Here is a 24,574-nt window from a genome sequence, read left to right as displayed (position 1 = left end):
TTTGATTCCCGCACCTGGGACTCTGGCTGGTGGCCCAAACTTGAGGATTAACGTGAGCAAGAATATGGGACTGGTGTGGTAGAACGGCTTTGAGTTTTAATATAGTTTTTCATCAATGGTTTCAAGAGTAGTTCAGAGTCATCCGTACTAACTAGTGCCCTTGATTGCAATGAGGTGATGGTTTCTATCAACCTGGCGCTGGGAAGATAATTTAGATGCGATCGCAAATCTGATAGCGGCAACGGGGCATCTTGGGTTGCCAACACATCCATAACCGTCTGAAGTGAGGTTGGCAGTATCCGCAACTGTTGATCTAATAATTCGTTCACCCTGGCAAAAAAGCGTACTTCTTGATTCAAGAAGGCGGTTATGCTGCCACCAAAAAAACGCTGAATCATGTCTCCTACAAACCCTAATATCAAAGGATTGCCATCGTAGTAGCTGACTAACTGCTGCCAGTCTGCCTGAGTCCCTTGAAAATGGCCTCTGGTCTTCAGTAGGTGTTGAATATCGTCTGGGGTCAGCCCTGGAACGTTTAGGGCCTGGGTCTTGCCACTAGCCCCAGCATGAAACTGTAACCACCTGGGCTGCACTCGACTCGTTAAAATAATGCAACTCTGATGCCGCCCTTGTCCCAACTGTCTGAGGAATTCGACGTAGGCTTCATACGCATCAGCGCCGCAATCAGTCAAAGGCTCGTTTTCAAGATAGGGTTCTGCTGCTGAACTAGAGCGAGAGTCGGGCAGAATAGACTCAATATTATCCAGTACTAGCAAGCAGGGACGCGATCGCAGCACGTCCATAAGTTGTCTGATTTTGCCGATAACGGTTTCTGGAACGGTTGATTGGGGTTGAGGAAGTAGATGTTCGAGCAGGTCGTCGAGAAAGATTGAGAATGGGATCAGGGCATCCGTACGGGCGATCGGTCTCAGGCTGCGCCAAACCACCGTTGCAAAGTCCTGCTGGAGTTGTTCGCTTAGCCGGGTTGCTAGCCAGGTTTTGCCAACACCGCCAATACCAAACAGGGCAACAACTCGACAACGCTGGTCTAATACCCATTGCTTCAACGTGGCCAATTCTGCAGTACGCCCACAAAACTCTGACACATCTGGTGCCATTCCCCAGCTGACAATGGGGTTTGAGTGAGGCAAGATTTTTGTTTGGGAGGCGGTGGATAGAGAAAATTTCATCTGCTTTGATGGTCCATTCTCTAAAAGAGAAATGTCCGTCACGGGGAACAAGCAGTAGTCATTGGCATCCAGGGTCAGATTAAAAGCGTTAAAGTACCGGGTTAAGGTTCTTAAGTCGACCCCAGCTTGCCTGGCATGAACTTTACTCAAGGTGTGGGTCGATAGACCTGTGTATTCGCTTAGTTTCTCTAAGGTGCAAGACTTAGTACAGGGGTTCCAGCAGTCTAGCTGGGACGTTGCTTCCTGGAGCTTCTGAAAACCGGTTGGGGTGAGAATAGCTACCTTTCGACGTCGTGGACGAGAATGGGACATGGGTCGGCTTCTATGGATCTAAAGGGCAACATGAGTGAGCTTATGGAAAGCTTCATCAAAAAATAGTCATTTTACGGAAAATCACGGATAATGTCGGGAAATCACCTCACACAGGCAACCATTCAGGCTATTCGCGCCCTGAACTGAACCAATTCCCGCAGATCGTAAGACGCATTTCTCAAGTGCCTGAATGCTTCGTAACCCTGGTTGATGGGCAAAACTGCCATAACTCATACCCTGCATTAAGGTAAGGGACCTGCGTTAGATCTCAGGAGGAAGCTGGCTTCTAGTTTCTGATGCTTGAATTCACACTTTAGAAAATTTATAGACTTTACGTGAGTAGCTCATAAAGTCTCTAAAATTTCTACTTAAGATCGCAAAAATCAATTGCTTAATAAGTATTTCAGCTGTTAAATAGCCCTATGAGCAGCAAGTCTTAGACACAGCAATATTTGGTTATCTGTTAGTTTTTTAACTATAACTAATTGCTGACATAAGGAGCTGCGATAGAACTTCATCTAAAGAGGATATTAGACATGGTGGCTGTAGTCAGAAAAAATCGTCTTATCGTTAATCGGGTTTCATACTTTAGGGCTCACGCCGAAGATGTTGTTATTGGCAGTATTGGCAGAAAGCGAACTCCCATTGGTAAGCGAAACTATCTTGATGTGGAAGATAGAATTCCTCCTCGCAGAATTGACGTAATTCAGGGTGCAGAGCTAGATATTGACTTTAGCAGAACTTCAAAAGGTGACTTTAACACTTCAATTGATGCCATTATTAAAGGTGTGCCCGTTAAGCTTTCCGGTGGTGTAGCCTTTGATCGTATGCGATCGGGAGAATTGAAATTGGTGAAGCTAAGTGTTTTAAACAATAGGATGATGCAGGCCGCGAATAACTCACCTCAAAAACTGCGATCGCTGATTGACTGGGGAAATTCAGCCCGAATCGTACATCAAATTTTTGTGGTTATGGAGGCTTCGTTGTCTAATCAACTTAGTACTAGTTCAAATCTCAGTATATCCGGTGGGCAAGATGATATTCAGGCCAGCTTAGATGGTACTGGATCAACATCAGTTAAAACTACAATCTCTATATCTAAAGGAACTTGTTTTGCTTATCTTATGGCTCGGATAGAGTGGGATGCAAGACAAAAGAGAAATAGAACTCGAATTGTTGGCTTGCGCAATGAACAAGTCGGCATTGGTTGAGCGCAATACTTTTTAAGTGTTGTTTTTTTAATAGAACTTAGGTGCTATACCAAGTCCAGCTCGGGATCTGGAGTTTTCCCACAGGCAGAACTCCAGGTCTGGACTTGGATCTGGTTTAGATTTAAAACAAACTTTAAAAGTTTTGAATTTAGCACCTATTTTTTTAAAACGATTATTGGTTCTTAGCTATATCAAGTCCAGCTCTAGATTTGGGATTTTCCCACAGACAGAAATCTAGGCCTAGACTTGGACCTGGTTTTAGGACTAGATTTAGTCTGATATGTTTCTAAATAAGTTAACTGAATCATGAGTTCGATGATTTCTTGGGATGAAGATTATCAAAATCGCATGAACCCCAAGTTGATGACAACACTTTTGCGTGAAGCTGTACCAGTCCTGGGCTATGTGAACTGGCAGGTTATTGATGTGGACGAAGGCTATGCCAAGACAGTTCTACCTTTGAACTATGAATCAACCAATCAACATGGTACACACCAAGCTGCACTGATTGCCCTAGCGGCTGATTATACGGGTGGATTAGCGTTAGCATCATTGATTCGGGGAATCCCTATTACTGGAGTTCATCCAAACTCAACTGATAACCCGATTGCCCTTTGGCTGGTCAGCATTGATATGAATTACAAGGTCCCTAGCGCTGGTGATCTGACTGTTACTGCGCAAATTCCCGCATCACGGGTTGACTTGATTCGTCGCCGCTATGAAGAAGGTAAAATAGTTGTCGAAAGAGTTGAAATTCAACTTGAAGGCGATGATGGGCAGATTGCTGTTGGCACTATGACCTACTTTCTTAGGCAATCAAAAAAGCTACGACCACAATCATCAGAATCAAAATTGAATGCTATTTTTAGCCACAGCATTAAGGCATCTGCTAGGCTAATTGCTGCACTCCGGGGGATGGAAATAGCTCGTAAAAATCCTCTCTATCACGATCCCTATTCCTCTGTAGCAGCAAGTGTCCATGGCAAGTTGCTGGCTGAACGATTTACAAAGAACCTGCCTCAGCTTCAGCCTATGATCGCGGCAAGAACGAAAGATATTGATGACTTGATTGAACAGTGGAAAACCCTTAGTCAGGTCGTCTTTGTTGGAGTAGGTTTTGACTTTCGACCTTTTCGCCTTTTCAAGAATCGTAATATACGAGTTTTTGAAATCGATTTGCCTCACATGCTCGTAGAGCGGGAAAAAATAATTGCTAGCTTTGACAACTTACCTCTGGTTGATCGGATACCAGTTGAGCTTAATCTAGAGTTGGACGATTTAAGTGTCCAATTGCTTGAGAGTGAGTTTAAGGTGAATCAAGAAACTCTCTTCATCTTAGAAGGTGCGTCAATGTACTTTGATGAAGCATCAAACTGCAAAATTTTGCGTTCGATCCAGAATTTGATGGGTAATTTACATAGTAAATTGTGGGTTGATATTGTGGACAATATTATTGTTGAGCGACGTACGAAGCAAAATGACATCATCAAGTTTTTAGAAGGCATGGATAAATTAGGAGAACCCTTTATTTTTGGTTTAGATAATCCACATGATTTTTTCCAAGACTTAGGATATCGTGTGTGTAAGTCTACCCCTTCAAACACCTATCTCTCTGATTCGTCAGATCAAACTTATAAATTTTACAACTTTTTTCAACTTCAGAAACAAGAGTGATTTAGGGATGATTAGTTGTGTCTCCAAAGTGACTTAGCAGTCGCTTTGGAGGTAGCTCTTGTATATGACTGCATACGGCATGGGGACCTATGGTGTATGCAGGTTCCGCTATGGATATAGCAAGTTCTAACGTTGACCTTGCTATTTCTGGCGAGATGTTCATTCAAACCAAGATTAACAGCCATAAATGTATCTTTTCTTGTAGTTGTAACCTAAACAACAGACAGGTATAAAATCAAAATCCCATAAACTTTGTGATATTTCGCAAAGTTTGAAGTTGATGATCTGATTATTTCCTTAAGAGAGCGGTGGCTCCTTCATCTTCCATTGCAAAATACTTAGGCACGATCAGGTCCTGTCTCTGGCTACCTTGCCTGCCTGTCTACGTTCCGTCATCATCATTCAAAATTCAAAAATCAATGCCCGGTGAATTCATGACCCAAACCCACTTACCCCAACCCCAAGGTCTCTACGATCCACAGTTTGAGCATGATGCCTGTGGCGTTGGCTTCATTGTTCACATGAAAGGCGCCCAGTCCCACAGCATTGTGGAGCAGGGGTTAACCATTCTGCTGAATCTCTCCCACCGGGGGGCAGTGGGGGCTGAAGCCAATACGGGCGACGGGGCAGGCATCTTGCTGCAAATGCCCCATCGATTCATGGCTAAGGTGGCCGCCGCCGAGGGTATTACCCTGCCAGCCCCAGAGCACTATGGGGTGGGGTTTTTCTTTGCCTCCCCTGACCCAGTAGAGCGGGCCAAGAGTCGCCGGGTATTTGAACGGATTGTGGTAGAAGAGGGACAGCAGGTGCTGGGCTGGCGGGATGTGCCCACGGATAATGCCTCGTTGGGGGCAACGGCTCAGGCCAGCGAACCGTTTATGGAGCAGGTGTTTATCCAGCGGTCTAGGGATGTTGCTGATGATCAGGCCTTTGAGCGCCAGCTGTACGTAATTCGCAAGCGATCGCACTCTGCCATTCGCCCTACTGGGGTCGATCCCTACTGGTATGCCACCAGTCTTTCCTGCCGCACCCTGGTCTACAAGGGCATGCTCACCCCGGAGCAGGTGGGGCTGTATTTCCCCGATCTGGCCGACCCGGATATGGCAAGCGCCCTGGCCCTGGTGCACTCTCGCTTTAGTACCAATACCTTCCCTAGCTGGGAGCGATCGCACCCCTACCGCTATGTGGCCCACAATGGCGAAATCAACACCCTACGGGGCAACATCAACTGGATGTACGCCCGTCAGTCGATGTTTGAGTCGGAGCTGTTCGGGGAGAGCCTACAGCGGGCCAAGCCGTTGATTAATAAAGACGGCAGCGACTCTGGCATTTTCGACAACACCCTAGAGCTGATGACCCTGGCGGGCCGCTCCCTGCCCCATGCGGTGATGATGATGGTGCCTGAGCCCTGGACAGCCCACGAGTCCATGAGCCCCGAGAAAAAGGCCTTCTACGAGTACCACGCCTGTCTGATGGAACCCTGGGATGGGCCAGCTGCGATCGCCTTTACCGATGGCACCATGATGGGGGCGGTCCTAGACCGCAATGGTCTGCGGCCCTCCCGCTACACAGTGACCAAAGACGACCTGGTAATCATGGCCTCCGAAGCCGGAGTCCTGCCCATCCCTCCCGAAAACGTGGCCTACAAAGGCCGCCTAGAGCCGGGCCGCATGTTCCTGGTGAATATGGAGGAAGGCCGCATCGTCGCCGATGAGGAGATCAAGCAGCAAATCGCCACCGAGCAACCCTACCGGGAATGGTTGGATCGGCACCTGGTGAAGTTGACTGATTTGGAGAGTGGGGAGATGGGGAGATGGGGAGATGGGGAGAGCGGCACCACCCCACCACCCCACCACCCCACCACCTCACTTTCCATCCTCCAGACTGCCTTCGGCTACAGCTTCGAGGAGCTACGCCTGCTACTAAAGCCCATGGCTGAGAATGGCGTCGAGGCGATCGGGGCCATGGGCACCGATACTCCCCTGCCGGTGCTATCCAACAAGCCCCGGCTGCTGTATGACTACTTCCACCAGTTGTTTGCCCAGGTCACCAACCCACCCATCGACTCTATTCGTGAGTCAATCATCACCTCGGCCACCACCACCATCGGCAGCGAGCGCAACTTGCTCAAGCCACAGCCAGAGAGCTGTCGGCTGATTAGCCTGGAAACGCCGATCATCACCAACGGCGAATTAGCAAAGCTGACGCAGGCCGGTTCCCAGGGGTTCTCTTCGGTGACCCTGCCCATGGTGTTTGAGGCCGCCCAGGGGGAGGCAGGACTGAAAACGGCCCTAGACGGAATTTGTGAAGCAGCGGATCAGGCCATTGCCCAGGGGAAAAACCTGATCGTCCTCAGCGATCGCACCATCGACCCCGACCATGCCCCTATCCCGGCCCTACTCGCCGTCGGTGGCCTGCACCACCACCTGATTCGCAATGGCACCCGCACCCGGGTAGGCCTAGTGCTTGAATCGGGCGAACCCCGGGAAGTGCACCACTTCGCTACCCTGATCGGTTACGGCTGTGGCGCCATCAACCCCTACCTGGTGTTCGACACCATCGAGGGCATGATTGAGGATCAACTTCTGCCGCCCATGGATCTGGAGAAAGCCTGCCAGAACTTTATCAAGGCGGTCACCAAGGGGGTGATCAAAATTGCCTCCAAGATTGGCATTTCCACCATCCAAAGCTACCGGGGCGCCCAGATCTTCGAAGCCCTGGGCCTGAACCAGGCGGTGATCGATCAATACTTCACCTGGACCGCCTCCCGCATTCAGGGGGTTGGCCTTGATGTGTTGGCTGCAGAGGCCCTGAAGCGCCATCGCCATGCCTTCCCCGATCGCCCCAGCGGCCCCGTCACCCTGGATGTGGGCGGTGACTATCAGTGGCGTAAGGAAGGGGAAGCCCACCTACTCAGCCCCGAGGTGATTCACTCCCTGCAAAAGGCGGTGCGCACGGGCGACTACGAGGCCTACAAACAGTACGCCAACCTGGTGAACCAGCAAGAGCAGCAGCTGTTTCGCCTGCGGGATCTGTTGCAGTTTAAGCCCCGCACCCCTGTTCCCCTGGACGAGGTGGAGCCGATTGAGGCGATTACCCGCCGGTTTAAAACCGGAGCCATGAGCTATGGGTCAATTTCGAAGGAGGCCCACGAGGCACTGGCGATCGCCATGAATCGCATCGGCGGTAAGTCCAATACCGGGGAAGGGGGCGAAGACCCCGAACGCTACACCTGGACCAACGAGAAAGGCGACTCTAAAAACAGCGCCATCAAGCAGGTGGCCTCCGGCCGCTTCGGCGTCACCAGCCTCTACCTTTCCCAGGCCAAAGAACTGCAAATCAAAATGGCCCAGGGGGCCAAGCCCGGCGAAGGGGGCCAACTACCCGGCCGCAAGGTCTATCCCTGGATTGCCAAGGTGCGCCACTCTACCCCTGGGGTCGGCCTAATTTCGCCGCCGCCCCACCACGACATCTACTCCATCGAAGACCTGGCGGAGCTGATCCATGACCTGAAAAACGCCAACCGCGACGCCCGCGTCAACGTCAAGCTGGTGTCCGAGGTGGGGGTGGGCACCATCGCCGCCGGGGTGGCCAAGGCCCATGCTGATGTGATTTTGATCGCCGGGTTCGATGGGGGCACCGGGGCCTCGCCCCAAACCTCGATCAAGCACGCCGGTCTGCCCTGGGAGCTGGGTCTGGCGGAAACCCACCAAACCTTGGTGATGAACAACCTGCGTAGCCGGGTAGTGGTGGAAACCGATGGCCAAATGAAGACCGGCCGCGACGTGGTGATTGGTGCCCTGCTGGGGGCCGAAGAATTCGGCTTTTCCACCGCACCCCTGGTCTCCATGGGCTGCATTATGATGCGGGTCTGCCACCTGAACACCTGCCCGGTGGGGGTCGCCACCCAAGACCCCTCCCTGCGGAAGCACTTCATGGGGGATCCCGACCATGTGGTCAACTTCATGCGGTTCATTGCCCAGGAAATGCGGGAACTGATGGCCCAGCTGGGCTTCCGCACCCTGGATGAAATGGTGGGTCGTACCGATGTGCTAGAGCCCAAGGCCGCCATCGACCACTGGAAGGCCAAGGGGCTCGACCTCTCCCCCATCCTGCACCAGCCCCAGGTTGGCCCCGAGGTAGGACGCTACTGCCAGATGGCCCAGGACCACGGTCTGGAGGAATCCCTGGATATGACCACCCTGCTGGAGCTGTGCGCCCCTGCCATTGAACGGGGGGAAAAGGTCAGCGCCACCTTGCCGATCCAAAATATCAATCGGGTAGTGGGTACCATTCTGGGCAACGAAATCACCAAGCGCTACTGGGAAGGTCTACCCGACGACACCGTACACCTGCACTTCCAGGGCAGCGCCGGACAGAGCTTTGGCGCCTTTGTCCCCAAGGGGGTCACCCTGGAACTGGAAGGGGAAGCCAACGACTACCTGGGCAAGGGCCTGAGTGGCGGCAAGCTGATCCTCTACCCGCCGAAACAATCCACCTTTGTCCCCGCTGAGAACATCATCATCGGCAATGTGGCCTTCTATGGCGCCACCAGCGGCGAAGCCTACATTCGCGGCCTAGCCGGGGAACGCTTCTGTGTCCGCAACTCCGGTGTCACCGCTGTGGTAGAAGGGGTTGGCGACCACGCCTGCGAATACATGACCGGCGGCAAGGCGGTTGTGTTGGGGTTAACGGGGCGTAACTTTGCGGCGGGCATGAGCGGCGGCGTCGCCTACGTGCTCGATGAAGCCGGTGACTTCCCCAGCCGCTGTAACCGCGAAATGGTAGACCTGGAGCGCCTGGAGGAACCGGAGGAAATCCGCGACCTGCAAGCGCTGATTCAGCGCCACGTGGACTACACCCAGAGCAAACGCGGGTTGACGGTGCTAGAAGACTGGGAGAACACCGTGCCCAAGTTTGTGAAGGTGATGCCCCGGGATTACAAGCGGGTGCTGCAACACATCCAAAAAGCCCTGGCCGATGGGCTGACTGGCGACGATGCTCTCACCGCCGCCTTCGAAGAAAACGCCCGCGACGTCGCCCGCATTGGGGGGAGTTAGATTAACCGTAGGGTGGGCATTGCCCACCATCACCGTAAACTCAATGATAATCCCACTTAGTCCTGCACATCTATGGAAACAAAGACCATTCAGATTCGAGTTAGCGCAGAAGCCGCCGAACGATTTGAAGCTGCATCTGATGAGGAAAGGCGCAAAATCGAAGCTCTGTTGAGCTTACAACTGGGGGACTTGACTCGGCCCAAGCGATCGCTAGAAGAGATCATGGATTCGATGAGTAACTATGCTCAATCTGAAGGGCTAACACCTGAAATCCTAGAATCCATTCTGAATGACGAGTAACCGTTTTGTTCTAGACACTAATATCTTACTAAATCATGCCTCGAATTATGCTGCACTGTCTGAGTAGTTATAGACAGGAACCTGAACAAAATGATCGGGCTTTGCTCCCTCTAGAATTGTTTGCTGCAAGCGCTCTACCGTCAATGGGGAGAAAAACTGTTTTCCAATTTCTTCATTAACACGAGCAGGCACATTTTTGATCAGGATGATTTGACCATTTAAGTTCAAGGTATAAGTAACCTGCTTCTCAACTAGGATCTCTTGCCATTCAGTTTTCATTATTAACCGACCTCCTTTTTGTAAAATTGCGGTTCCATTTTTCGACTTCAGGTTCGTATAAGGTGATGATTTTTATGATTGGGCGGGAGGGATAACTACATTGAATATATTGTAGGTTGGGTGGAAGGTCGTGGAACCCAACGCCAAGTTTCTACAATGTTGGGTTTCGCTGGCGCTTCACCCAACCTACGGCAAGCCAATTTTTTACCAATAGCAAAATCAATCACATTCAGGACAATCACCATGGGAAAACCGACTGGCTTTATGGAATACCTGCGGGAAGTGGCCCAAGAAGTCGCTCCCGCCGATCGCATTCGCAACTGGGACGAGTTCCACCTACCCATGCCGGAGGACAACCTGCGCACCCAGGGCGCCCGCTGCATGGACTGCGGCACCCCCTTTTGCCACACCGGCATCACCATCAGCGGCATGGCCAGTGGCTGCCCGATCAACAACCTAATCCCCGAGTGGAACGACCTGGTCTATCGAGGTCTGTGGCAAGAAGCCCTGGAGCGATTACATAAGACCAACAACTTCCCAGAATTCACGGGGCGGGTTTGCCCGGCCCCCTGCGAGGGCTCCTGTGTACTGGGCATCACCAGCCCACCGGTGACGATTAAAAACATCGAGTATTCCATCGCTGAAAAGGGCTGGGAGTCGGGCTGGATTACCCCCAACCCGCCGAAACAGCGCACCGGTAAGAAAGTCGCCGTGATCGGCTCTGGCCCCGCTGGGCTGTCCGCCGCCGCCCAGCTCAACTCGGCGGGCCACTGGGTCACCGTGTACGAACGGGCCGATCGCCCGGGTGGTCTGCTGATGTATGGCATCCCCAATATGAAGCTGGATAAGCAGCAGGTGGTGCAGCGTCGCCTCGACGTGCTGGAAGCCGAGGGCGTCACTTTTGTCTGCAATACCGAAGTGGGCAAAGATATCTCGGCGGAAAACCTGCTCAAGGAGTTTGATTCGGTGGTGCTCTGTACCGGCTCCACCCGTCCCCGGGACCTGCCAATCGCTGGGCGCGAGCTGAAGGGCATCCACTTTGCCATGGAATTTCTGACCGCCAACACCCAGGCGCTGCTGGATGGCTACCCCGGCAATGACTACATCTCGGCGGCGGGCAAAGATGTGGTGATCATCGGCGGCGGCGACACCGGCACGGACTGCGTCGGCACCTCCATTCGCCACGGCTGCAACAGTGTCACCCAGTTGGAAATCATGCCCCAGCCGCCGGAAAACCGCTCTGCGGCTAATCCCTGGCCCGAGTGGCCCAAGGTCTACAAAATGGACTATGGCCAGGAAGAAGCCGCCGCCATGTTTGGCGATGACCCCCGGGCTTACCTGACCACCGCCACTCAATTTGAGGGGGATGAGCAGGGGAACGTTAAGGCCATCCACACGGTGCAGATTCAGTGGGGCAAAGATGAGAACGGGCGGTTTGTGCCGCAGAATGTGCCCGGTACGGAGAAGGTGATTCCGGCCCAGCTGGTTCTACTGGCCATGGGGTTTCTGGGGCCAGAGCAGCCCTTGATCGACGCCCTGGGGCTTGAGACCGATGGCCGCAGCAACGTCAAGGCCGAGCATGAGCAGTACACCACCTCGATTCCCGGGGTGTTTGCCGCCGGGGATTGTCGTCGGGGTCAGAGTCTGGTGGTGTGGGCGATCAACGAGGGCCGGGGGGCGGCTCGGGAGTGCGATCGCTACCTAATGGGCACCACTGAGCTACCCTAGCCCATGCAGTTTGAGTGGAATGATCGAAAGAATGCAACCAACATCGGCAAGCACGGCTTCGATTTCGCAGACACGTATCGAATCTTTGACTTGCCGTTGTTGATTGATCTAGATGAGCGCGATGATTATGGTGAAGACCGAAGGGTAGGCATTGGTTTGTTGGATGGCCGCGTGGTCGTGGTCATATTCACCGAGCCAGCGGCAAATACGATTCGCGTCATTTCTCTAAGAAAGGCACTCTCGCATGAACGAAAGCGCTATGAACAATACATCCAAGACCGACTGGGCCAGAATTGACGCCATGACCGATGACGACATTGACACGTCAGACATTCCACCGCTGGATGACGCTTTTTTTGCAAAAGCAAAGCTACGCATGCCTCAATCAGCGGTTTCTCAAGTCACTGTTCCCATTGATGCCGAAACCTTGAACTGGTTTCAAGCTCAAGGAGAAGGCGCAGAACAACATATGGCAGCAGCTCTCAAAATCTATGCCGAATCCCAAAAGCAGGCTGCTTTGCTGCATAGACCAACCTAAGCACAGCCAAAACCGGTTGATCCATGGACACGCTGAAAATTTTACAAGCATCTAACCAGGCCAACTGGGACTACGATGACAATGCGGATGTCTTGTATCTATCGCTTGGTAAACCTTGTCCAGCCGTTGGAGTTGATATTGGCGATGGGGTTGTACTTCGCTATGATGCAGCAATCCAGGAAGTCGTTGGGCTAACGGTGGTTGGCTTGTGGGCCAAGTTGGCGAAGGCTACTTAGCACCGCATCGCTTGCAGCAAGGAGATTCTGGACTTGAGTAACCATGGGGACTGAAGTTGCCGAAGAAAATTCGAGAGCTGAAAGCTATGCTTAAAAAAGCTGGCTTCTATGAAAAATCAGGCAAGGGGAGCCATACCAAGTGGTTGCACCCCCAATATATGGGTCGAGTCACTTTATCTGGCAAGGATGGGAATGATGCTAAACCCTACCAGGAAAGGGAAGTAGCCGAAGCGATTAGAGTAGTGATGCAGCAAGGGGATGAGAGATAATGAGCACCCTTCGTTATGAGATGGTAATTGTCTGGTCAGAGGAAGATGATTGCTTCCTAGTGCATCTGCCCGATTTTCCTGAACAGATCTATCGTACCCATGGCAACAGTTATGAAGAAGCTGCTCGCAATGGCCAGGAGGTCTTACAGCTTCTGCTAGAGGAAGATGGACTTCCCCTGCCTAAACCCAAAGCTGCTGTTGCTTGATAAGCATTAGCGATGGGGTTGTGCTTCGCTATGACAAAGCAACCCAGAAAGTTGCTGGGTTAACGGTAGTTGGGTTACGGACGAAGCTTGCGAAAGCGACTTAGCTTAATTCTAAAGTAGGAAGTCTAGGGTGTAGCTTTGGTACCGCCATTAACTTGCTAGCAGAGGCAAACAATTGGCAGAAATTAGCGACGATTAGATGAGCGATGTTGGTGAAAAAGCCTTAAATGTGAGTTAGCAGGCATGAAATCGAGAGGATTCGGGGGAAAGAAATTTAAGGTGCGAAGGCAAAATCAGAAGCAGAAGCAGGTGATCGTAGGTGATTGGGATCCAAATATACTGAAAGAAATTGCGATATCAGGTGGAGAAAAGATTTGCTCAGCATGGGACTTGCAAGCTCAAGAGATCAGGAAAAAATCTCATAATTCTTATGGGAAAGATCTGAGAGAGGCTCGAATGATGCTGATCTCTGCGCTTTCATATTTGATGATTGAGAGGAAAGGTATTCCTGGGATTACAAACCAAAAAATAGGGCAAATTTTACAGCAAGTAGCCATTTTTTATCAAGGAGAAACATACACAGAAAAAGCTATATCTGAAGGGCAATACATTAAAGCCAGTGCTTTAGTAAAGCAAGAACTAGAAATATTAGCTCGAATTGCTGAAATAGAAAAAGGACAAGAGAAAGATGGTAGCACTCCCAAGGTTAAACATCTTTCGACAGATCTACGTAAACAATACGGTGACATGAATGATATAGCTCACATAGCAAAAATTGGATATCTTGATCTTTTCAGTTCAATAGACAAAAACAGTTTCCGTGGAGTAGCATTTCAACCCATCTTCCATGCGGGAGTAGCAAGGTGTCTATATGAGACTCATATCTATATCTTTTACAATATTGTTCTTCAGCAAATTTCAATTTCTGAGCAGTTGTATCCTGGCGATTCTGAGCTGATCGTTCCTCCTTGCAGAACTATGGAGTTGGTAACAGGCTTGTTCAAAAAAGATGGCTTCTTTTCAGGTAAAGTTGATGAAAATGCTTAGCGTTTAAAAGCTTCGATGTAACTCTTCAAAGCCACAAAAAGCTTAATAAGATGTTTGGAAAGGCTTTTTAGAACGGGTGTAAAATCAGATGTCCTTCAGATCTTGACGCAATTAATTGAAACTTGAATCGTTCACTTAAATCCAGAATCATGAGCAAAGAAGCCTATAAGAGTTTTGAAATTCGCACGGCGGAGCACTACTTTAATCAATTGGTTCTTCAATCATTTGAAGACTTCAAGAAAAATATTCTTTCGAGCAAGAGCGCGATAATCTGCGCTGTTTTTGTTTGGCACTTCCATGAGTGGATGTGGGCACAGAGCTCTTGTGAGATAAAAGTGAATCTTGGAATCAAGAAATGCAACGAATTCAAGAATTATCTTTATAAAGAATGTCCATCATTTCTTATCGTTTCTGAGATAGCTAATGGCTCTAAGCATTTTAATTCAGACGGAAAAATGATTAACCATACCAGCTTGCAACACGGATTTGTTGGCATGACTATGCCTCTTGAGTCGCATCTTATAATAAAAACTCCTGATAAAATCTATTTTTTTGTCAATGAACTTCGTGCTTGTATTCAATACTGGGAAGATTTCATGAAGGATAAGATATAATATAAAAAATATTTTTTCAGCCTCAGCCGTAGGGCTCTGCCCACCATTCTATGAAACTGCTCTCAAAGTTATGCCCCAACCTCTAAATCTTGCTCAAACCTATTCATCTCTATCGCTTTGCCGCCACATTGGCATCCCCAATCCATTCCATAAAATCCCTCGCCCACAAACCGCCGAAAGCTTGAATACTCCCACTGATGAGGGCAACGTGCTAGGCCATGCTTTACCGGGTTGTAGTGCAAGTAATTTAGGTGTTGCGCCCAATCTTCCTCATCTCTAAGGGTGTATTCCCAAAACCGTCGTTTCCAAACATCACTCTCGCGGTGCTTTTGGCGCGATGGGCCAACATCTTGCGGCAGCGAATTTTTGCCTCGAAGAAATTGCGTAAAAAGAATCTTCAATCGCCCTACTCGTCTGGAATAATTGCCATCTTCCTGGGGCAAATTCCAAACAAAATGTATGTGATCGGGCAAAATCACTGCTGCTGTAACGTCAAAAGGCATCTCAGCTTTCATGGTAGAAACAGCCTTCCGTAACAGCTGCACATGGTTGGGTTCCGCGAAAATGGGTTGACGCTTGAACGTTACCAGGGTCAGAAAGACTGCTCCCCCAGGGGTGAAGATGCGTCGATAGGTGGGCATGCCTAGAAAGATGGGTCTGATGTCTTTTTAAATTTTCCTGATTAATGGTGGGCAAAGCCCACCCTACAGAACTGCTCACCCAGGGGTAAAGATGCGTCGATAGGTGGGCATACCTGGTTATAGATAGGTCTGATTTGTTTCTAGGTTTCCCGTGGATGGTGGGCAGAGTCCACCCTACCGAGCTACGGAACTGATTTCTCTTTAAGGGTTCCCTGGATGATGGTGGGCAGAGCCCACCCTACAGAACTGTTTAATCCTCAGACTCATCGGCTTCAAAGGCTTTACATCCCTGATGTTCAAAGGTCAGCAAACCTGCTCTGGGGCTGGCAGAGTTAGCACACACGCCCCAATCCATGCCCAGTTGACCCCCCAACGGCAAGAAATACTTGCAGCCACAAGAACAATCGGGACCCCAGTCATCATCGCGACTACGACGGCCATAGGGCTCAAAGTCGCTGGGCAGCCGTTGAATCATCTTCAGAAGGCACTGATGCAGGTCAGACATAGTTCGCTGCTGTTATATGACAAAGACAGCCCTATTCTAGGATCGCCAGCCTGGTAACACTCTGGGCTCGGCGGCTCGAACGCGATGGCTGAGCCCCTAAGTTTGGGGGTTTGGGGGGCCAAAGTCCACACAGGCAATAGTCCTTTTCAACAATAAAAAACCCTGTAGTCAATCGGCCCAAGCTCCCTGGAAGCTTGGGCCGATTGATTCGCTGTTTAGAGCTTACGCACGGTGGCCTGGCCGTCTTTTACCTCGCCAATCAGCACTTCGGTGGCCGCCCCCACAAATAGCCCGTTGTCTAAGACACCGGGGATGTTGTTAATCGTCTTTTCAAGGCCAGCCGGATCATCAATAGCATCGAACTTCACGTCCAAAATCATGTTGCCCTGATCGGTAATTACTGGGCCGTCTTTCTTGATCCCCATGCGCAGGTCAGGTGTACCCCCCAGCGCTTCCAGGGCTTTGGTGACTGGGGTCACCGCCAGAGGCATCACTTCCACCGGCAGGGCAAAGGTAGTGCCTAGTTTATCCACCAGCTTGGAGCTATCCACCACTACAATAAACTCTTTCGCCAGGGAGTCGACGATTTTCTCCCGGGTGTGGGCTGCGCCGCCCCCTTTAATCAGGTTCATCTGAGGGTCAACTTCGTCGGCCCCATCAATCGCCAGGGCGATGTCGTCAGCTTCATCCAGGGTGGTGAGGGGAATGTTGTACTGCTTAGCCAATACCGACGCTTGAAACGAGGTGGGTATGCCTTTAATGTTGCTAATTTCCCCTTTGGCCAGGCGCTCGCCAATGAACTGGATGGCAAAGGCGGTGGTGGACCCGGTGCCCAAGCCAACGACGGTGTTTGACTGTACCCGTGCCGCCGCTTGACGCCCCACCTCTTGCTTCATAAGTTTGACAGGATCCATTTCTGCCATGGTTGCAATCCTCCATAAGTCACTGCGTTTCGGTATCTAGCATGACCTAAAGCGGGGCGGCTGCATAGGAAGATTCGCCATTAAAACAGCCGATGCAGGCCGATCACAATCAACAGAGTGCCTGGGAAGTAGGGCAGCTGACGAAACCAGCGATGCCCAGCAATCATCATGCCCAGGCGAATCCCCACGTAGATAAAGGCACTGCTCATTAACGCCATCGTCAGAATAATCAGCCAGGGGGAATAGCCCAGTAGGCGAATGCCAATACCAGCCACAAAGGAGTCGAGGGAAACCGCTAGCCCCAGAAAAAAGGCCTCATGTAGAGAAATAGTATGGGACTGATCGAAATCAGCCGCATCGGGGCTGGCTAAAATGCGAGGAATGATCTTCAACGGGTTGAAGTCTGAGTGATCGGGGGACCCCTGGTCAGCCTGAGGGGACAAATCAGGGGCATAGGGCTTTTCCCGGGGGGGCATTTGAGACTTAATTTGGTTCAGCACCGCCAGCAAGCCAATCCCCACTAACAAGCCTCCCCCCAGGGCTTCAGGGGCCTCTGGGGAAATCAGGGTAACAATCACTTCCCCTGTAAACACTGACAACAGCAAGGTCAGGGCTGTGCAGAGGGTGATCATGGCCAGTGACCAAAAGGGGACGTGAATGCGTCGCACGCCGTAAGCCACGCCAACGCCAAAGCTGTCTAAGCTAACGGCAACCGCCAGGGGTAATAACGAAAAGAAGTTCACAATTTGGGCTAAGGTGCCCTACCTCACAATTAATCGATATGGATAGTAGTGAATACAAACCGAATCAAACTGATTCCCCAATCGCAAACGCCAGACACATTGCTAATTTTATTTTTAATAGAAAAAATTGACAACGTTAACTTGCCTGGTAGAACACAGAGAAGTATCTTTAAGCATGGTTACACCAGGGCAAGTTTGGGATATGGAGTTGTCCCACAGACAGAGCTCCAGATCTGGACTTGAATTTGGTTTACATCACTTTACTTTATGATAACAATTGTCACAATGGCCGCAATTACCCAGGGCCTGAGCTTCGGCGCGGAACCCAAAGGCGACCAGCAATCCTTGCCAGCGACAGCGATCGCTGTGTAGAAACTGCTGTATGCCTCCCTTTGCTTCGAGTGGTAATGATGGCCTGTTCTGGGCATCTGACCTGAGTTGATAGTGAAACGGGTCTAGCCAGACGAGCTGGCCAGTGCTGTGCAGCCAGGACAAGGCGATCGCCCCCTGGGGAAATCGCTGACTGATCTGGCCCACGTCGCCGGTCTTGGGAATGACCTTGACCAGTTGCTGGGCTTGCTGCTGTAGGGTCTGGGTCTGGGCTTGAAAAAATTTGACCCGTTGGCGATCGCTGGGATCAAGCCAACCTGTGGGCTCACTCACCAGGGTCAAGGCCTCGGCGGGCTTGCCATCACGCCCAGCCCGGCCTACCTCCTGCACATACTCGGTGATCGTGCACGGGGCTTGATAGTGCACCACCCAGCGGGTATTGGGCTTATTCACCCCCATGCCAAAGGCCGAGGTGCAGACCACAAACTGGAGTCGATCGCTCATCCATTCCGATTCAATCTGGCGGCGATCGCGACTACTCAACCCAGCGTGATAGGGGGCCACCCGATATCGCTGCCCCAGCTGGTGGGCCAGGGCCTCACTATCCTGGCGAGTGCGTACGTATACCAACCCCGCCTGGTTAGGATGGGCTGCCAGATAACGGTCTAAGATTCGCTTCCGTTGCCCAGTGCCAATGACCGCTTTGACCCGCAGGTCTAAATTGGGGCGATGGGGGTTCAGCCGTACCACCTGCGGCGATTCGAGCTGCAAGACATTTCGCAATATTCTCTGAGCACCAGGGTCTGCGGTAGCGGTGAAGGCCGCTATGGGCAGCGTACTCCCCGCTGGTCGATGCGCCAGCAACGTCGGGCGCACTGCCCCCAACCGGCGGTAGGCCGGGCGGAAGGTTTCCCCCCACTGCACCAAACAGTGGGCCTCGTCCAGAATCAGGCCATTCAGGCGCAGATCCGGCTGACACAGGCGCTCCCATACCGGCGGACTCAGCAAGGTTTCAGGAGATAAATACAGCAGCCGTAATTGCTGACGTTCCAGGGCTTGCAACACCCGACGTCGCTCTGGAGGGGGTAGCTGGCTGTGAAGGGCCGCTGCCGGTAATGCTTTCTGTCGTAGTTCCTGCACCTGATTCTCCATCAGTGCCACCAGGGGAGACACGACCAAGGTCACACCGGTTTGCAGCAACGCCGGTAACTGAAAGCAGATAGATTTGCCGCCGCCAGTGGGCAGCACCACCAGCAGATCCCGATGGTCGAGTAAGGCTCTAACAATGGCATCCTGGGGTGGACGAAAATCGGTATAGCCCCAAATTCGCTGAAATTCTTGGAGTACCCGATCCCAGGGCAAAGTAGTATCAACGGCCATCGACATCCCTCTGTCTACGACCGTTAGCATGCCCAAACGCAGTCCAACAGAAGATAAAGACCGGCAGAAATCAGCACAAACAAGCAGGGCCCACGGCCAGAGTTATCACCCTGAAGCCGTGAGCCCTGCTGTCAATCGGTCGGGTCAACCCTTCCTGTTACCTGTTACCTGTCACCTGACACCTTCCATCTTCCCAGGTGACCTTAGTCAGTGAACCAAGGAATGGTGTAGCCGACACCCACCGCCAGACCAAAACCAAAGCCGCTGGTGACTCGGAAATTAGCATTGGTGTTGAGGGTGAATTGGGGGGAGAGGGGATAGTCAGCCCCAGCATTAATCAGCAATGCGGTGCTACTACCCACATCAGCCCCGACCCCCACATAGGGTTGGAAGCGGAAACCACCCACTTGATACTGGTTAAAGTTGAACGTCAGGGGAATCGTAAACGAGGTATCCCGCTCAGACACCAGGAAGCTGGGTCGCACAGAAAACCGAGGTCCCAGATCAAACTTGCTGATGACCGCAAAGCCCCAGTCTCCCACGGCACTGTCATTAGAGACAAAACCCAGGTTGCCGCCTACCCCCAGATAGGCCGAGGGAATCGGGCCAGGGCTGACCGGGGTGATTTGGGCGAGTTCTGGGGAGTCATTCCCCAGAGCCTCAGAGTTGATGGTGCTGGACTCTAGGGCTAAATCGATCAGGCTGCCATCAAAACTAGAAAAGGTGAGGTCGTCATTAGCCTCTGTGGGCTGCATCAGGGTAGCCGCTGAGGTATCGACAACGGTGTTGTCTACCTCAGAACTGGTCACGACCTCAGAGCTGGTCAGTAGATCAAGCTCTAGGTCCAGGTTGGCCAGATCAGGAACTAGGCTATCCTCAAAGCTTTGGGAGCCTAGAGCGTCGGCTTGGGCGGGCAGAGCGGTACCAACGGCGGCTAGGGCCGCTAGGCCAGCGATTAACGAAAAGTACTTGGCGGAAACCATGGTTTTGTTCACTCCTCAGGTTTGTGGCAGTTGTGGGGCATTGCCCCCTTAGGTAACCTCAGCAAGGAGCCCTGGCCAGTTACGTCCATCATTCAAGACGTGATCACAGCAAGATTGCTATTCCTGGCCACAAGCCCCAATACGTCACACTCACACTTTATAAGTTGCCTCGAATTTTAGCACCTCTATTAAAAGGAGCAGGTTCATATTGATCACATTGACACGAATTGATTCATCTATAAGAGCAAGGGTGCTCACTAGTACTGCTTGGCAGAAATATGACCACCGTTGCTGAGGGTGTCAGGTATCGGCATCCCCTCCTGGGAGGGGCAGGGGTGGGTCACCCAGGTGTCAGGAGCCTCAGAGTACTAATGGTCTGTCCAGCCAGAAGGATTCAGGCCCCTAGCGCATGGGTGACCAATTGACTGAGGCGCGGCAAAATGTGACGGTTCTGGCTATGCTCAGCTCCCTCCGTAAAGGCCACCAGCACCATCGGTTGACCGCTAGGCAACTCGATGTAAGCGGCATCGTGGCGTACTTTGCTGGTAAATCCAGCTTTAGAGTACAGGGCTGTTTGGGGCGGCAATCCTGCCCCTAAAAATCCAGAGACCTGGTTTTCATCGGTTGAGGCTGAGGCCAGGGCGGGGTCCCGCTTCATCAGGGCGAGCATGGTTTGCGATCGCGCGGCGGAGACGGCCACCCCCCCAGCGATCGCGTGCACTAACCGAGCTACCGCATTAGTGGATAGGCGGTTACGGTTTTCGTAGAGTTCTCCCACAAACGCTCGCTCCCGACCATAGGGGCCATCTCCCCAAGTTTTTTGGTTAAGATTCACTCCCTCTAACTCCGGCCAGCCCATCGCCTGGAAAAAGCGATTGACGATATTGCGCTGGTATTGCCAGGTGGCAAAGGGGCCTGCAGGCAGCTCAGGACCACTGGTGGTACCGGTCAGCTCATCCACCACCAAGGCAGTGGCATCATTGCTCGAATCGACAATCATATCTCGCAAGGCCCGGTCTAGCTCTGCTGAGGCGGGGATCATACCCTGTTGCAGCCACTCCTGGGCTGCCACCAGGTAAAACAACTTAACCACACTGGCGGGGTAAATCAGCTCTAGCCCCCGATAGGCGACCCCCCGGGGTTGGTGCTGCCAAAATTCTGTTGCACTTAAGGCCCCACCCGTATTGGTCACATAGGGCGGGTCGTAGACCACCCAGGTCAACGCTAACTGGGTCTGACTGAGGGTAGGGAAATCAGCCCAAAGCTGTTCTAGAACTTGGTCGAGGTGGTGCTGTAGGTCAGCGTCTGGGGTAAAAAACGTCTTCATCACAACTGGCCAGAAAGGGTCATGGGGTGGACGATAGTTAATCCGTCTTTACGGTAACGGCGAACTGAATCCTGGGTAAGCTAGTAATTAGTCAATCTGATCATGGCGGTTTTTGTGAACCCTTTCAGCCCGTCGTCTTGAACTTGATAGACCACTAGGGCTAGCCAGTGGTACTGGCATCTACCCCGTCCGGGTAATAGTATTTCGCCGGGAATGGGGTTAACCTACCGTAATATTTCGCCTGGATACGAGTACAGTAATAGGTATTTCAGTGAATAGCGGCCTAATCTAGGTATTACCCCTTGACCAGACCTTCGCGATCGCCCCGACTCGTTTTGGCCACGCTTGATATGGGATTTTTATGGCGCCCCAGACCGACCCCAGCATAATTACCGCCCTGTCCCTGGTGCATCAGAGTAGTTCGTTAACTCACCGGGTGCGAGACCTGCCAACTCCCCAGTTCATTGAGCTGCTAGATCAAATTACCGCAGAATTTGAGCATTTTTTGCGGGCGATCGACATGATCAACAATGAATCGTTGGAGATCATGCTGGAGCAAATTCTGGAGGCGTTTACCCTCAAAATTGGCCAAATTCTGCAAGCGGAACGCACCACTATTTTCATGGTGGACCACGACAAGCAAGAACTGTGGTCCAAGGTGGCCCAGGGGGATGGGGAGCGCTCTCTGGAAATTCGAGTTCCTATGAACAAGGGCATCTCTGGTTATGTGGCCACTAACGTGCTGCCCTTAAACATCCCTGACGCCTACGCCGATGAGCGCTTTGATCACACCTACGACCAAAAAACCGGCTACCGCACCCGCAACATTCTCTGCATGCCGGTACTCAGCAAAAAAACCAACAACATCGTGGCGGTGGTACAGCTGCTCAACAAGCTCAATCAAATGCCCTTCGATGCCAAAGACGAGCAGCGCTTCAAAGAGTTTGCCACCTCCCTGGGGGTGATTCTAGAAAGCTGTAATTCCTTTTATGTGGCGGCCCGTAATCAGAAAGGGGTAGCCGCCCTGCTGAAGGCGATCTCATCCCTAGAGCAGAGTTTGGACCTGGAAAAAACTCTACAGTCGGTAATGGAAGAGGCCCGACAGCTGATGCAGGCGGACCGCAGCACCCTCTGGCTGATTGACGATGACAGTGGCGATCTGTGGTCTAAGGTTAAGTCGGCGGACGGTCGGTCTTTGGTGGAACTACGAATTCCCAATACAGCAGGCATTGTCGGTCATGTCGCCACCACGGGCGAATGCCTTAACATTCCTGACGCTTACGAAGACCCCCGCTTCAGCCCCGATGCCGATAAGCGCACTGGCTATCGTACCCGCACCATCCTCTGTATGCCAGTGTTTGACTCTGGGGGCAAACTCATTGCTGTGACCCAGTTGATCAACAAGGCCCAAGGCACCTTTACCGGCTCAGATGAAGCCTTTATGCGGGCGTTTAACATCCAAGCGGGGGTGGCCCTGGAAAATGCCCAGCTATTTGAAAGTGTCTTGGTGGAAAAGCAATATCAAAAAGACATCTTGCAAAGTCTGTCCGATGCCGTGGTGTCCACCGACATGGAGGGCCGGATTGTCACCATCAATGACGCCGCTCTCGAGTTGCTGGGCTGCCCCATGGAGGGGGAACAGAGTCGGGGAGACCGCGATCGCTGGCAGAAAGCGCTGCTCCACCGCCCCGTCTGGCAGGTGATTCCCATCGAATCCTTGCGCTTTAGGCTGGAAGACAGCCTGACCCACGGGGCGAAACACTATGTGCCCGAGCAGACCCTGCGGTTGGGGATTGTGCCAGCAGCCCTTAGTCCGACAGATGTAGGGGACCAGCTGGCCCTGGCGAGTCCGCCGCAGTCGGGTAGCTACCGGCTTTGGGGTTATCCGGATGGGGAGGTACTCTCCCCCGACCAGGTGCAGCGCCTAGAGCGGAGCCTCAATTTAACGGTAAATCCCCTTACCGACCCAGAGGGGGGCGTCCTGGGGGGGCTGCTGGTGTTAGAAGACATTAGCCAGGAAAAGCGGATGAAGAGTACCCTCTACCGCTACATGACCCCTGGGGTGGCTGAACAGGTGATGGCCCTGGGGGATGACCTGCTGATGAAAGGGGAACGCAAAGATGTGACCGTACTGTTTTCTGACATTCGCGGCTACACCACCCTGACCGAAAACCTGGAAGCGGACAAAGTGGTGGAAATGCTCAACACCTACTTTGAGACCATGGTGGAGGCGGTGTTTAACTTTGAGGGCACCCTGGATAAGTTCATTGGGGATGCCCTAATGGCCGTCTTTGGAGCGCCCCTACCCCTGAGCAACCATGCCTGGGCCGCCGTCCAGAGTGCCCTGGACATGCGACGGCGACTGGTCCAGTACAACGCTGAACGGATTGAGCTTAACCAGCCGGAAATCCGCATTGGCATTGGCATCAGTTCAGGGGAAGTGGTATCGGGCAATATTGGCTCCCAACGCAAAATGGAATACACCGTGATTGGTGATGGAGTGAACCTCAGCTCTCGGCTGGAGGGGGTGACGAAGGAATATGGCTGTGACATTGTGATCAGCGAGTACACGTACTCCCTGTGTCGCGACAGAATTTGGGTGCGCGAACTGGACCGCACCCAGGTTAAGGGTAAACGTCAGCCCGTCAACCTCTATGAACTGATCGATCGGCGCGATCAGCCCCTGGATGCTGATACCCAGGCGTTTTTGAATCTCTATGCCAATGCCCGTAACGCCTACACCGCCATGCGATTTGAGCAAGCACTGGATCTATTTCAGCAGGCCAAGCAGATGCGCCCTGAGGATAAAGCCGTTGCCGTGCATATGCAGCGAGCCCAGCAGTATTTGCAGCAACCCCCTCCAGCCGACTGGGATGGGGTACACATTATGACCACCAAGTAAGCCAATCAGATGACGGTAAGCAGGCATTCTGCAGCATAGTCGGCCAACCTGCCTGCCCCCTGACTACCCACCCCTACCCCTACCAAGAGGGAATTCTGACACCGGATACCTGGCACCTGATACCTGACACCTGATACCTAAACCACTCAACCGGGCAAAACCCACGCTACTATGTT

The 24,574-nt window shown here is 52.1% G+C and carries 22 protein-coding genes; 13 read left to right on the top strand and 9 right to left on the bottom strand.

Features of this window, described 5'->3' with window-relative positions; translation table 11 throughout:
* Positions 1-47: 47 nt before the first annotated feature.
* Positions 48-1,340 carry an ATP-binding protein gene (locus E1H13_RS08180; protein WP_169612920.1) on the bottom strand — a complete coding sequence of 431 codons (1,293 nt, stop codon included), beginning with the start codon at positions 1,338-1,340 and terminating at the stop codon, positions 48-50.
* A gap of 698 nt (positions 1,341-2,038) precedes the next feature.
* On the opposite strand from E1H13_RS08180, the gene E1H13_RS08175 reads away from it, so the two are divergent.
* The 4 genes from E1H13_RS08175 (at position 2,039) to E1H13_RS08160 (ending at position 9,747) form a co-directional block, all read left to right on the top strand.
* A complete protein-coding gene (locus E1H13_RS08175) occupies positions 2,039-2,713 on the top strand; it encodes a hypothetical protein (RefSeq protein WP_169612919.1) in 675 nt (224 codons plus the stop codon).
* Positions 2,714-3,019: 306 nt separating this feature from the next.
* The gene (locus E1H13_RS08170; protein ID WP_169612918.1) at positions 3,020-4,387 is read left to right on the top strand and encodes an SAM-dependent methyltransferase; all 1,368 of its coding nucleotides are present in this window, start codon (positions 3,020-3,022) and stop codon (positions 4,385-4,387) included.
* Positions 4,388-4,821: 434 nt separating this feature from the next.
* Positions 4,822-9,447: a glutamate synthase large subunit gene (gltB, locus tag E1H13_RS08165; protein ID WP_169612917.1), complete on the top strand. Its 4,626-nt coding sequence runs from the start codon at positions 4,822-4,824 to the stop codon at positions 9,445-9,447.
* 72 nt (positions 9,448-9,519) lie between these two features.
* Positions 9,520-9,747 carry a hypothetical protein gene (locus E1H13_RS08160; RefSeq protein ID WP_169612916.1) on the top strand — a complete coding sequence of 76 codons (228 nt, stop codon included), beginning with the start codon at positions 9,520-9,522 and terminating at the stop codon, positions 9,745-9,747.
* Positions 9,748-9,792: 45 nt separating this feature from the next.
* Here the strand turns inward: E1H13_RS08160 and E1H13_RS08155 are convergent, their stop codons facing one another.
* Complete coding sequence (locus tag E1H13_RS08155; RefSeq protein ID WP_169612915.1) at positions 9,793-10,026, bottom strand: hypothetical protein; 234 nt, start codon at positions 10,024-10,026, stop codon at positions 9,793-9,795.
* Between the two features lie 243 nt (positions 10,027-10,269).
* On the opposite strand from E1H13_RS08155, the gene E1H13_RS08150 reads away from it, so the two are divergent.
* From E1H13_RS08150 to E1H13_RS08115, 8 genes are all read left to right on the top strand, one after another.
* Positions 10,270-11,754: a glutamate synthase subunit beta gene (locus E1H13_RS08150; RefSeq protein ID WP_169612914.1), complete on the top strand. Its 1,485-nt coding sequence runs from the start codon at positions 10,270-10,272 to the stop codon at positions 11,752-11,754.
* 3 nt (positions 11,755-11,757) lie between these two features.
* Entirely contained in the window at positions 11,758-12,051 is a 294-nt protein-coding gene (locus E1H13_RS08145) for a BrnT family toxin (protein ID WP_169612913.1), read from the top strand.
* Positions 12,014-12,292 (top strand): BrnA antitoxin family protein, encoded by a 279-nt coding sequence (locus tag E1H13_RS08140; RefSeq protein ID WP_206070220.1) that lies wholly within the window; start codon positions 12,014-12,016, stop codon positions 12,290-12,292. Before E1H13_RS08145 ends, E1H13_RS08140 begins: the two co-directional genes overlap by 38 nt.
* A gap of 23 nt (positions 12,293-12,315) precedes the next feature.
* Positions 12,316-12,528 (top strand): DUF2283 domain-containing protein, encoded by a 213-nt coding sequence (locus E1H13_RS08135; protein ID WP_169612911.1) that lies wholly within the window; start codon positions 12,316-12,318, stop codon positions 12,526-12,528.
* Positions 12,529-12,584: 56 nt separating this feature from the next.
* Positions 12,585-12,797, top strand: coding sequence for a type II toxin-antitoxin system HicA family toxin (locus E1H13_RS08130; protein WP_169612910.1), 213 nt, complete (start codon positions 12,585-12,587; stop codon positions 12,795-12,797).
* A complete protein-coding gene (locus E1H13_RS08125; protein ID WP_169612909.1) occupies positions 12,797-13,003 on the top strand; it encodes a type II toxin-antitoxin system HicB family antitoxin in 207 nt (68 codons plus the stop codon). The genes E1H13_RS08130 and E1H13_RS08125 overlap by 1 nt, the downstream gene beginning before the upstream one ends.
* A 243-nt stretch (positions 13,004-13,246) precedes the next feature.
* A complete protein-coding gene (locus E1H13_RS08120; protein ID WP_169612908.1) occupies positions 13,247-14,050 on the top strand; it encodes a hypothetical protein in 804 nt (267 codons plus the stop codon).
* A gap of 149 nt (positions 14,051-14,199) precedes the next feature.
* Positions 14,200-14,664, top strand: coding sequence for a hypothetical protein (locus E1H13_RS08115; RefSeq protein WP_169612907.1), 465 nt, complete (start codon positions 14,200-14,202; stop codon positions 14,662-14,664).
* A 68-nt stretch (positions 14,665-14,732) separates the two neighbouring features.
* Here E1H13_RS08115 and E1H13_RS08110 read toward each other — a convergent pair whose 3' ends face one another.
* From E1H13_RS08110 to E1H13_RS08080, 7 genes are all read right to left on the bottom strand, one after another.
* Positions 14,733-15,305: a transposase gene (locus E1H13_RS08110; RefSeq protein WP_169612906.1), complete on the bottom strand. Its 573-nt coding sequence runs from the start codon at positions 15,303-15,305 to the stop codon at positions 14,733-14,735.
* 250 nt (positions 15,306-15,555) lie between these two features.
* A complete protein-coding gene (locus E1H13_RS08105) occupies positions 15,556-15,810 on the bottom strand; it encodes a DUF3027 domain-containing protein (protein WP_169612905.1) in 255 nt (84 codons plus the stop codon).
* Positions 15,811-16,025: 215 nt separating this feature from the next.
* Positions 16,026-16,733, bottom strand: coding sequence for a ribose-5-phosphate isomerase RpiA (gene rpiA / locus E1H13_RS08100; protein WP_169612904.1), 708 nt, complete (start codon positions 16,731-16,733; stop codon positions 16,026-16,028).
* 80 nt (positions 16,734-16,813) lie between these two features.
* Positions 16,814-17,476 carry a sporulation membrane protein YtaF gene (gene ytaF, locus E1H13_RS08095; RefSeq protein WP_169612903.1) on the bottom strand — a complete coding sequence of 221 codons (663 nt, stop codon included), beginning with the start codon at positions 17,474-17,476 and terminating at the stop codon, positions 16,814-16,816.
* Positions 17,477-17,731: 255 nt separating this feature from the next.
* Entirely contained in the window at positions 17,732-19,186 is a 1,455-nt protein-coding gene (locus E1H13_RS08090; RefSeq protein ID WP_169612902.1) for a RecQ family ATP-dependent DNA helicase, read from the bottom strand.
* A gap of 203 nt (positions 19,187-19,389) precedes the next feature.
* Positions 19,390-20,169: a hypothetical protein gene (locus E1H13_RS08085; protein WP_169612901.1), complete on the bottom strand. Its 780-nt coding sequence runs from the start codon at positions 20,167-20,169 to the stop codon at positions 19,390-19,392.
* A 394-nt stretch (positions 20,170-20,563) separates the two neighbouring features.
* Positions 20,564-21,496 carry a serine hydrolase gene (locus tag E1H13_RS08080; RefSeq protein WP_169612900.1) on the bottom strand — a complete coding sequence of 311 codons (933 nt, stop codon included), beginning with the start codon at positions 21,494-21,496 and terminating at the stop codon, positions 20,564-20,566.
* A 361-nt stretch (positions 21,497-21,857) separates the two neighbouring features.
* On the opposite strand from E1H13_RS08080, the gene E1H13_RS08075 reads away from it, so the two are divergent.
* Positions 21,858-24,398, top strand: coding sequence for a GAF domain-containing protein (locus E1H13_RS08075; RefSeq protein ID WP_169612899.1), 2,541 nt, complete (start codon positions 21,858-21,860; stop codon positions 24,396-24,398).
* Positions 24,399-24,574 lie beyond the last annotated feature (176 nt).

The sequence above is a fragment of the Nodosilinea sp. P-1105 genome (assembly GCF_012911975.1).
Classification (GTDB): Bacteria; Cyanobacteriota; Cyanobacteriia; order Phormidesmidales; family Phormidesmidaceae; genus Nodosilinea.
This window is presented reverse-complemented; position numbering and strand designations above follow the sequence as displayed.

Bases quoted from the DNA above. Each gene is read 5' to 3' on its own strand.
- E1H13_RS08175 (WP_169612919.1), top strand. From the start codon at position 2,039: ATGGTGGCTGTAGTCAGAAAAAATCGTCTTATCGTTAATCGGGTTTCA.
- E1H13_RS08170 (WP_169612918.1), top strand. From the start codon at position 3,020: ATGAGTTCGATGATTTCTTGGGATGAAGATTATCAAAATCGCATGAAC.
- gltB (WP_169612917.1), top strand. From the start codon at position 4,822: ATGACCCAAACCCACTTACCCCAACCCCAAGGTCTCTACGATCCACAG.
- E1H13_RS08160 (WP_169612916.1), top strand. From the start codon at position 9,520: ATGGAAACAAAGACCATTCAGATTCGAGTTAGCGCAGAAGCCGCCGAA.
- E1H13_RS08155 (WP_169612915.1), bottom strand. From the start codon at position 10,026: ATGAAAACTGAATGGCAAGAGATCCTAGTTGAGAAGCAGGTTACTTAT.
- E1H13_RS08150 (WP_169612914.1), top strand. From the start codon at position 10,270: ATGGGAAAACCGACTGGCTTTATGGAATACCTGCGGGAAGTGGCCCAA.
- E1H13_RS08145 (WP_169612913.1), top strand. From the start codon at position 11,758: ATGCAGTTTGAGTGGAATGATCGAAAGAATGCAACCAACATCGGCAAG.
- E1H13_RS08140 (WP_206070220.1), top strand. From the start codon at position 12,014: ATGAACAATACATCCAAGACCGACTGGGCCAGAATTGACGCCATGACC.
- E1H13_RS08135 (WP_169612911.1), top strand. From the start codon at position 12,316: ATGGACACGCTGAAAATTTTACAAGCATCTAACCAGGCCAACTGGGAC.
- E1H13_RS08125 (WP_169612909.1), top strand. From the start codon at position 12,797: ATGAGCACCCTTCGTTATGAGATGGTAATTGTCTGGTCAGAGGAAGAT.
- E1H13_RS08120 (WP_169612908.1), top strand. From the start codon at position 13,247: ATGAAATCGAGAGGATTCGGGGGAAAGAAATTTAAGGTGCGAAGGCAA.
- E1H13_RS08115 (WP_169612907.1), top strand. From the start codon at position 14,200: ATGAGCAAAGAAGCCTATAAGAGTTTTGAAATTCGCACGGCGGAGCAC.
- E1H13_RS08110 (WP_169612906.1), bottom strand. From the start codon at position 15,305: ATGCCCACCTATCGACGCATCTTCACCCCTGGGGGAGCAGTCTTTCTG.
- E1H13_RS08105 (WP_169612905.1), bottom strand. From the start codon at position 15,810: ATGTCTGACCTGCATCAGTGCCTTCTGAAGATGATTCAACGGCTGCCC.
- rpiA (WP_169612904.1), bottom strand. From the start codon at position 16,733: ATGGCAGAAATGGATCCTGTCAAACTTATGAAGCAAGAGGTGGGGCGT.
- E1H13_RS08090 (WP_169612902.1), bottom strand. From the start codon at position 19,186: ATGGCCGTTGATACTACTTTGCCCTGGGATCGGGTACTCCAAGAATTT.
- E1H13_RS08085 (WP_169612901.1), bottom strand. From the start codon at position 20,169: ATGGTTTCCGCCAAGTACTTTTCGTTAATCGCTGGCCTAGCGGCCCTA.
- E1H13_RS08080 (WP_169612900.1), bottom strand. From the start codon at position 21,496: ATGAAGACGTTTTTTACCCCAGACGCTGACCTACAGCACCACCTCGAC.
- E1H13_RS08075 (WP_169612899.1), top strand. From the start codon at position 21,858: ATGGCGCCCCAGACCGACCCCAGCATAATTACCGCCCTGTCCCTGGTG.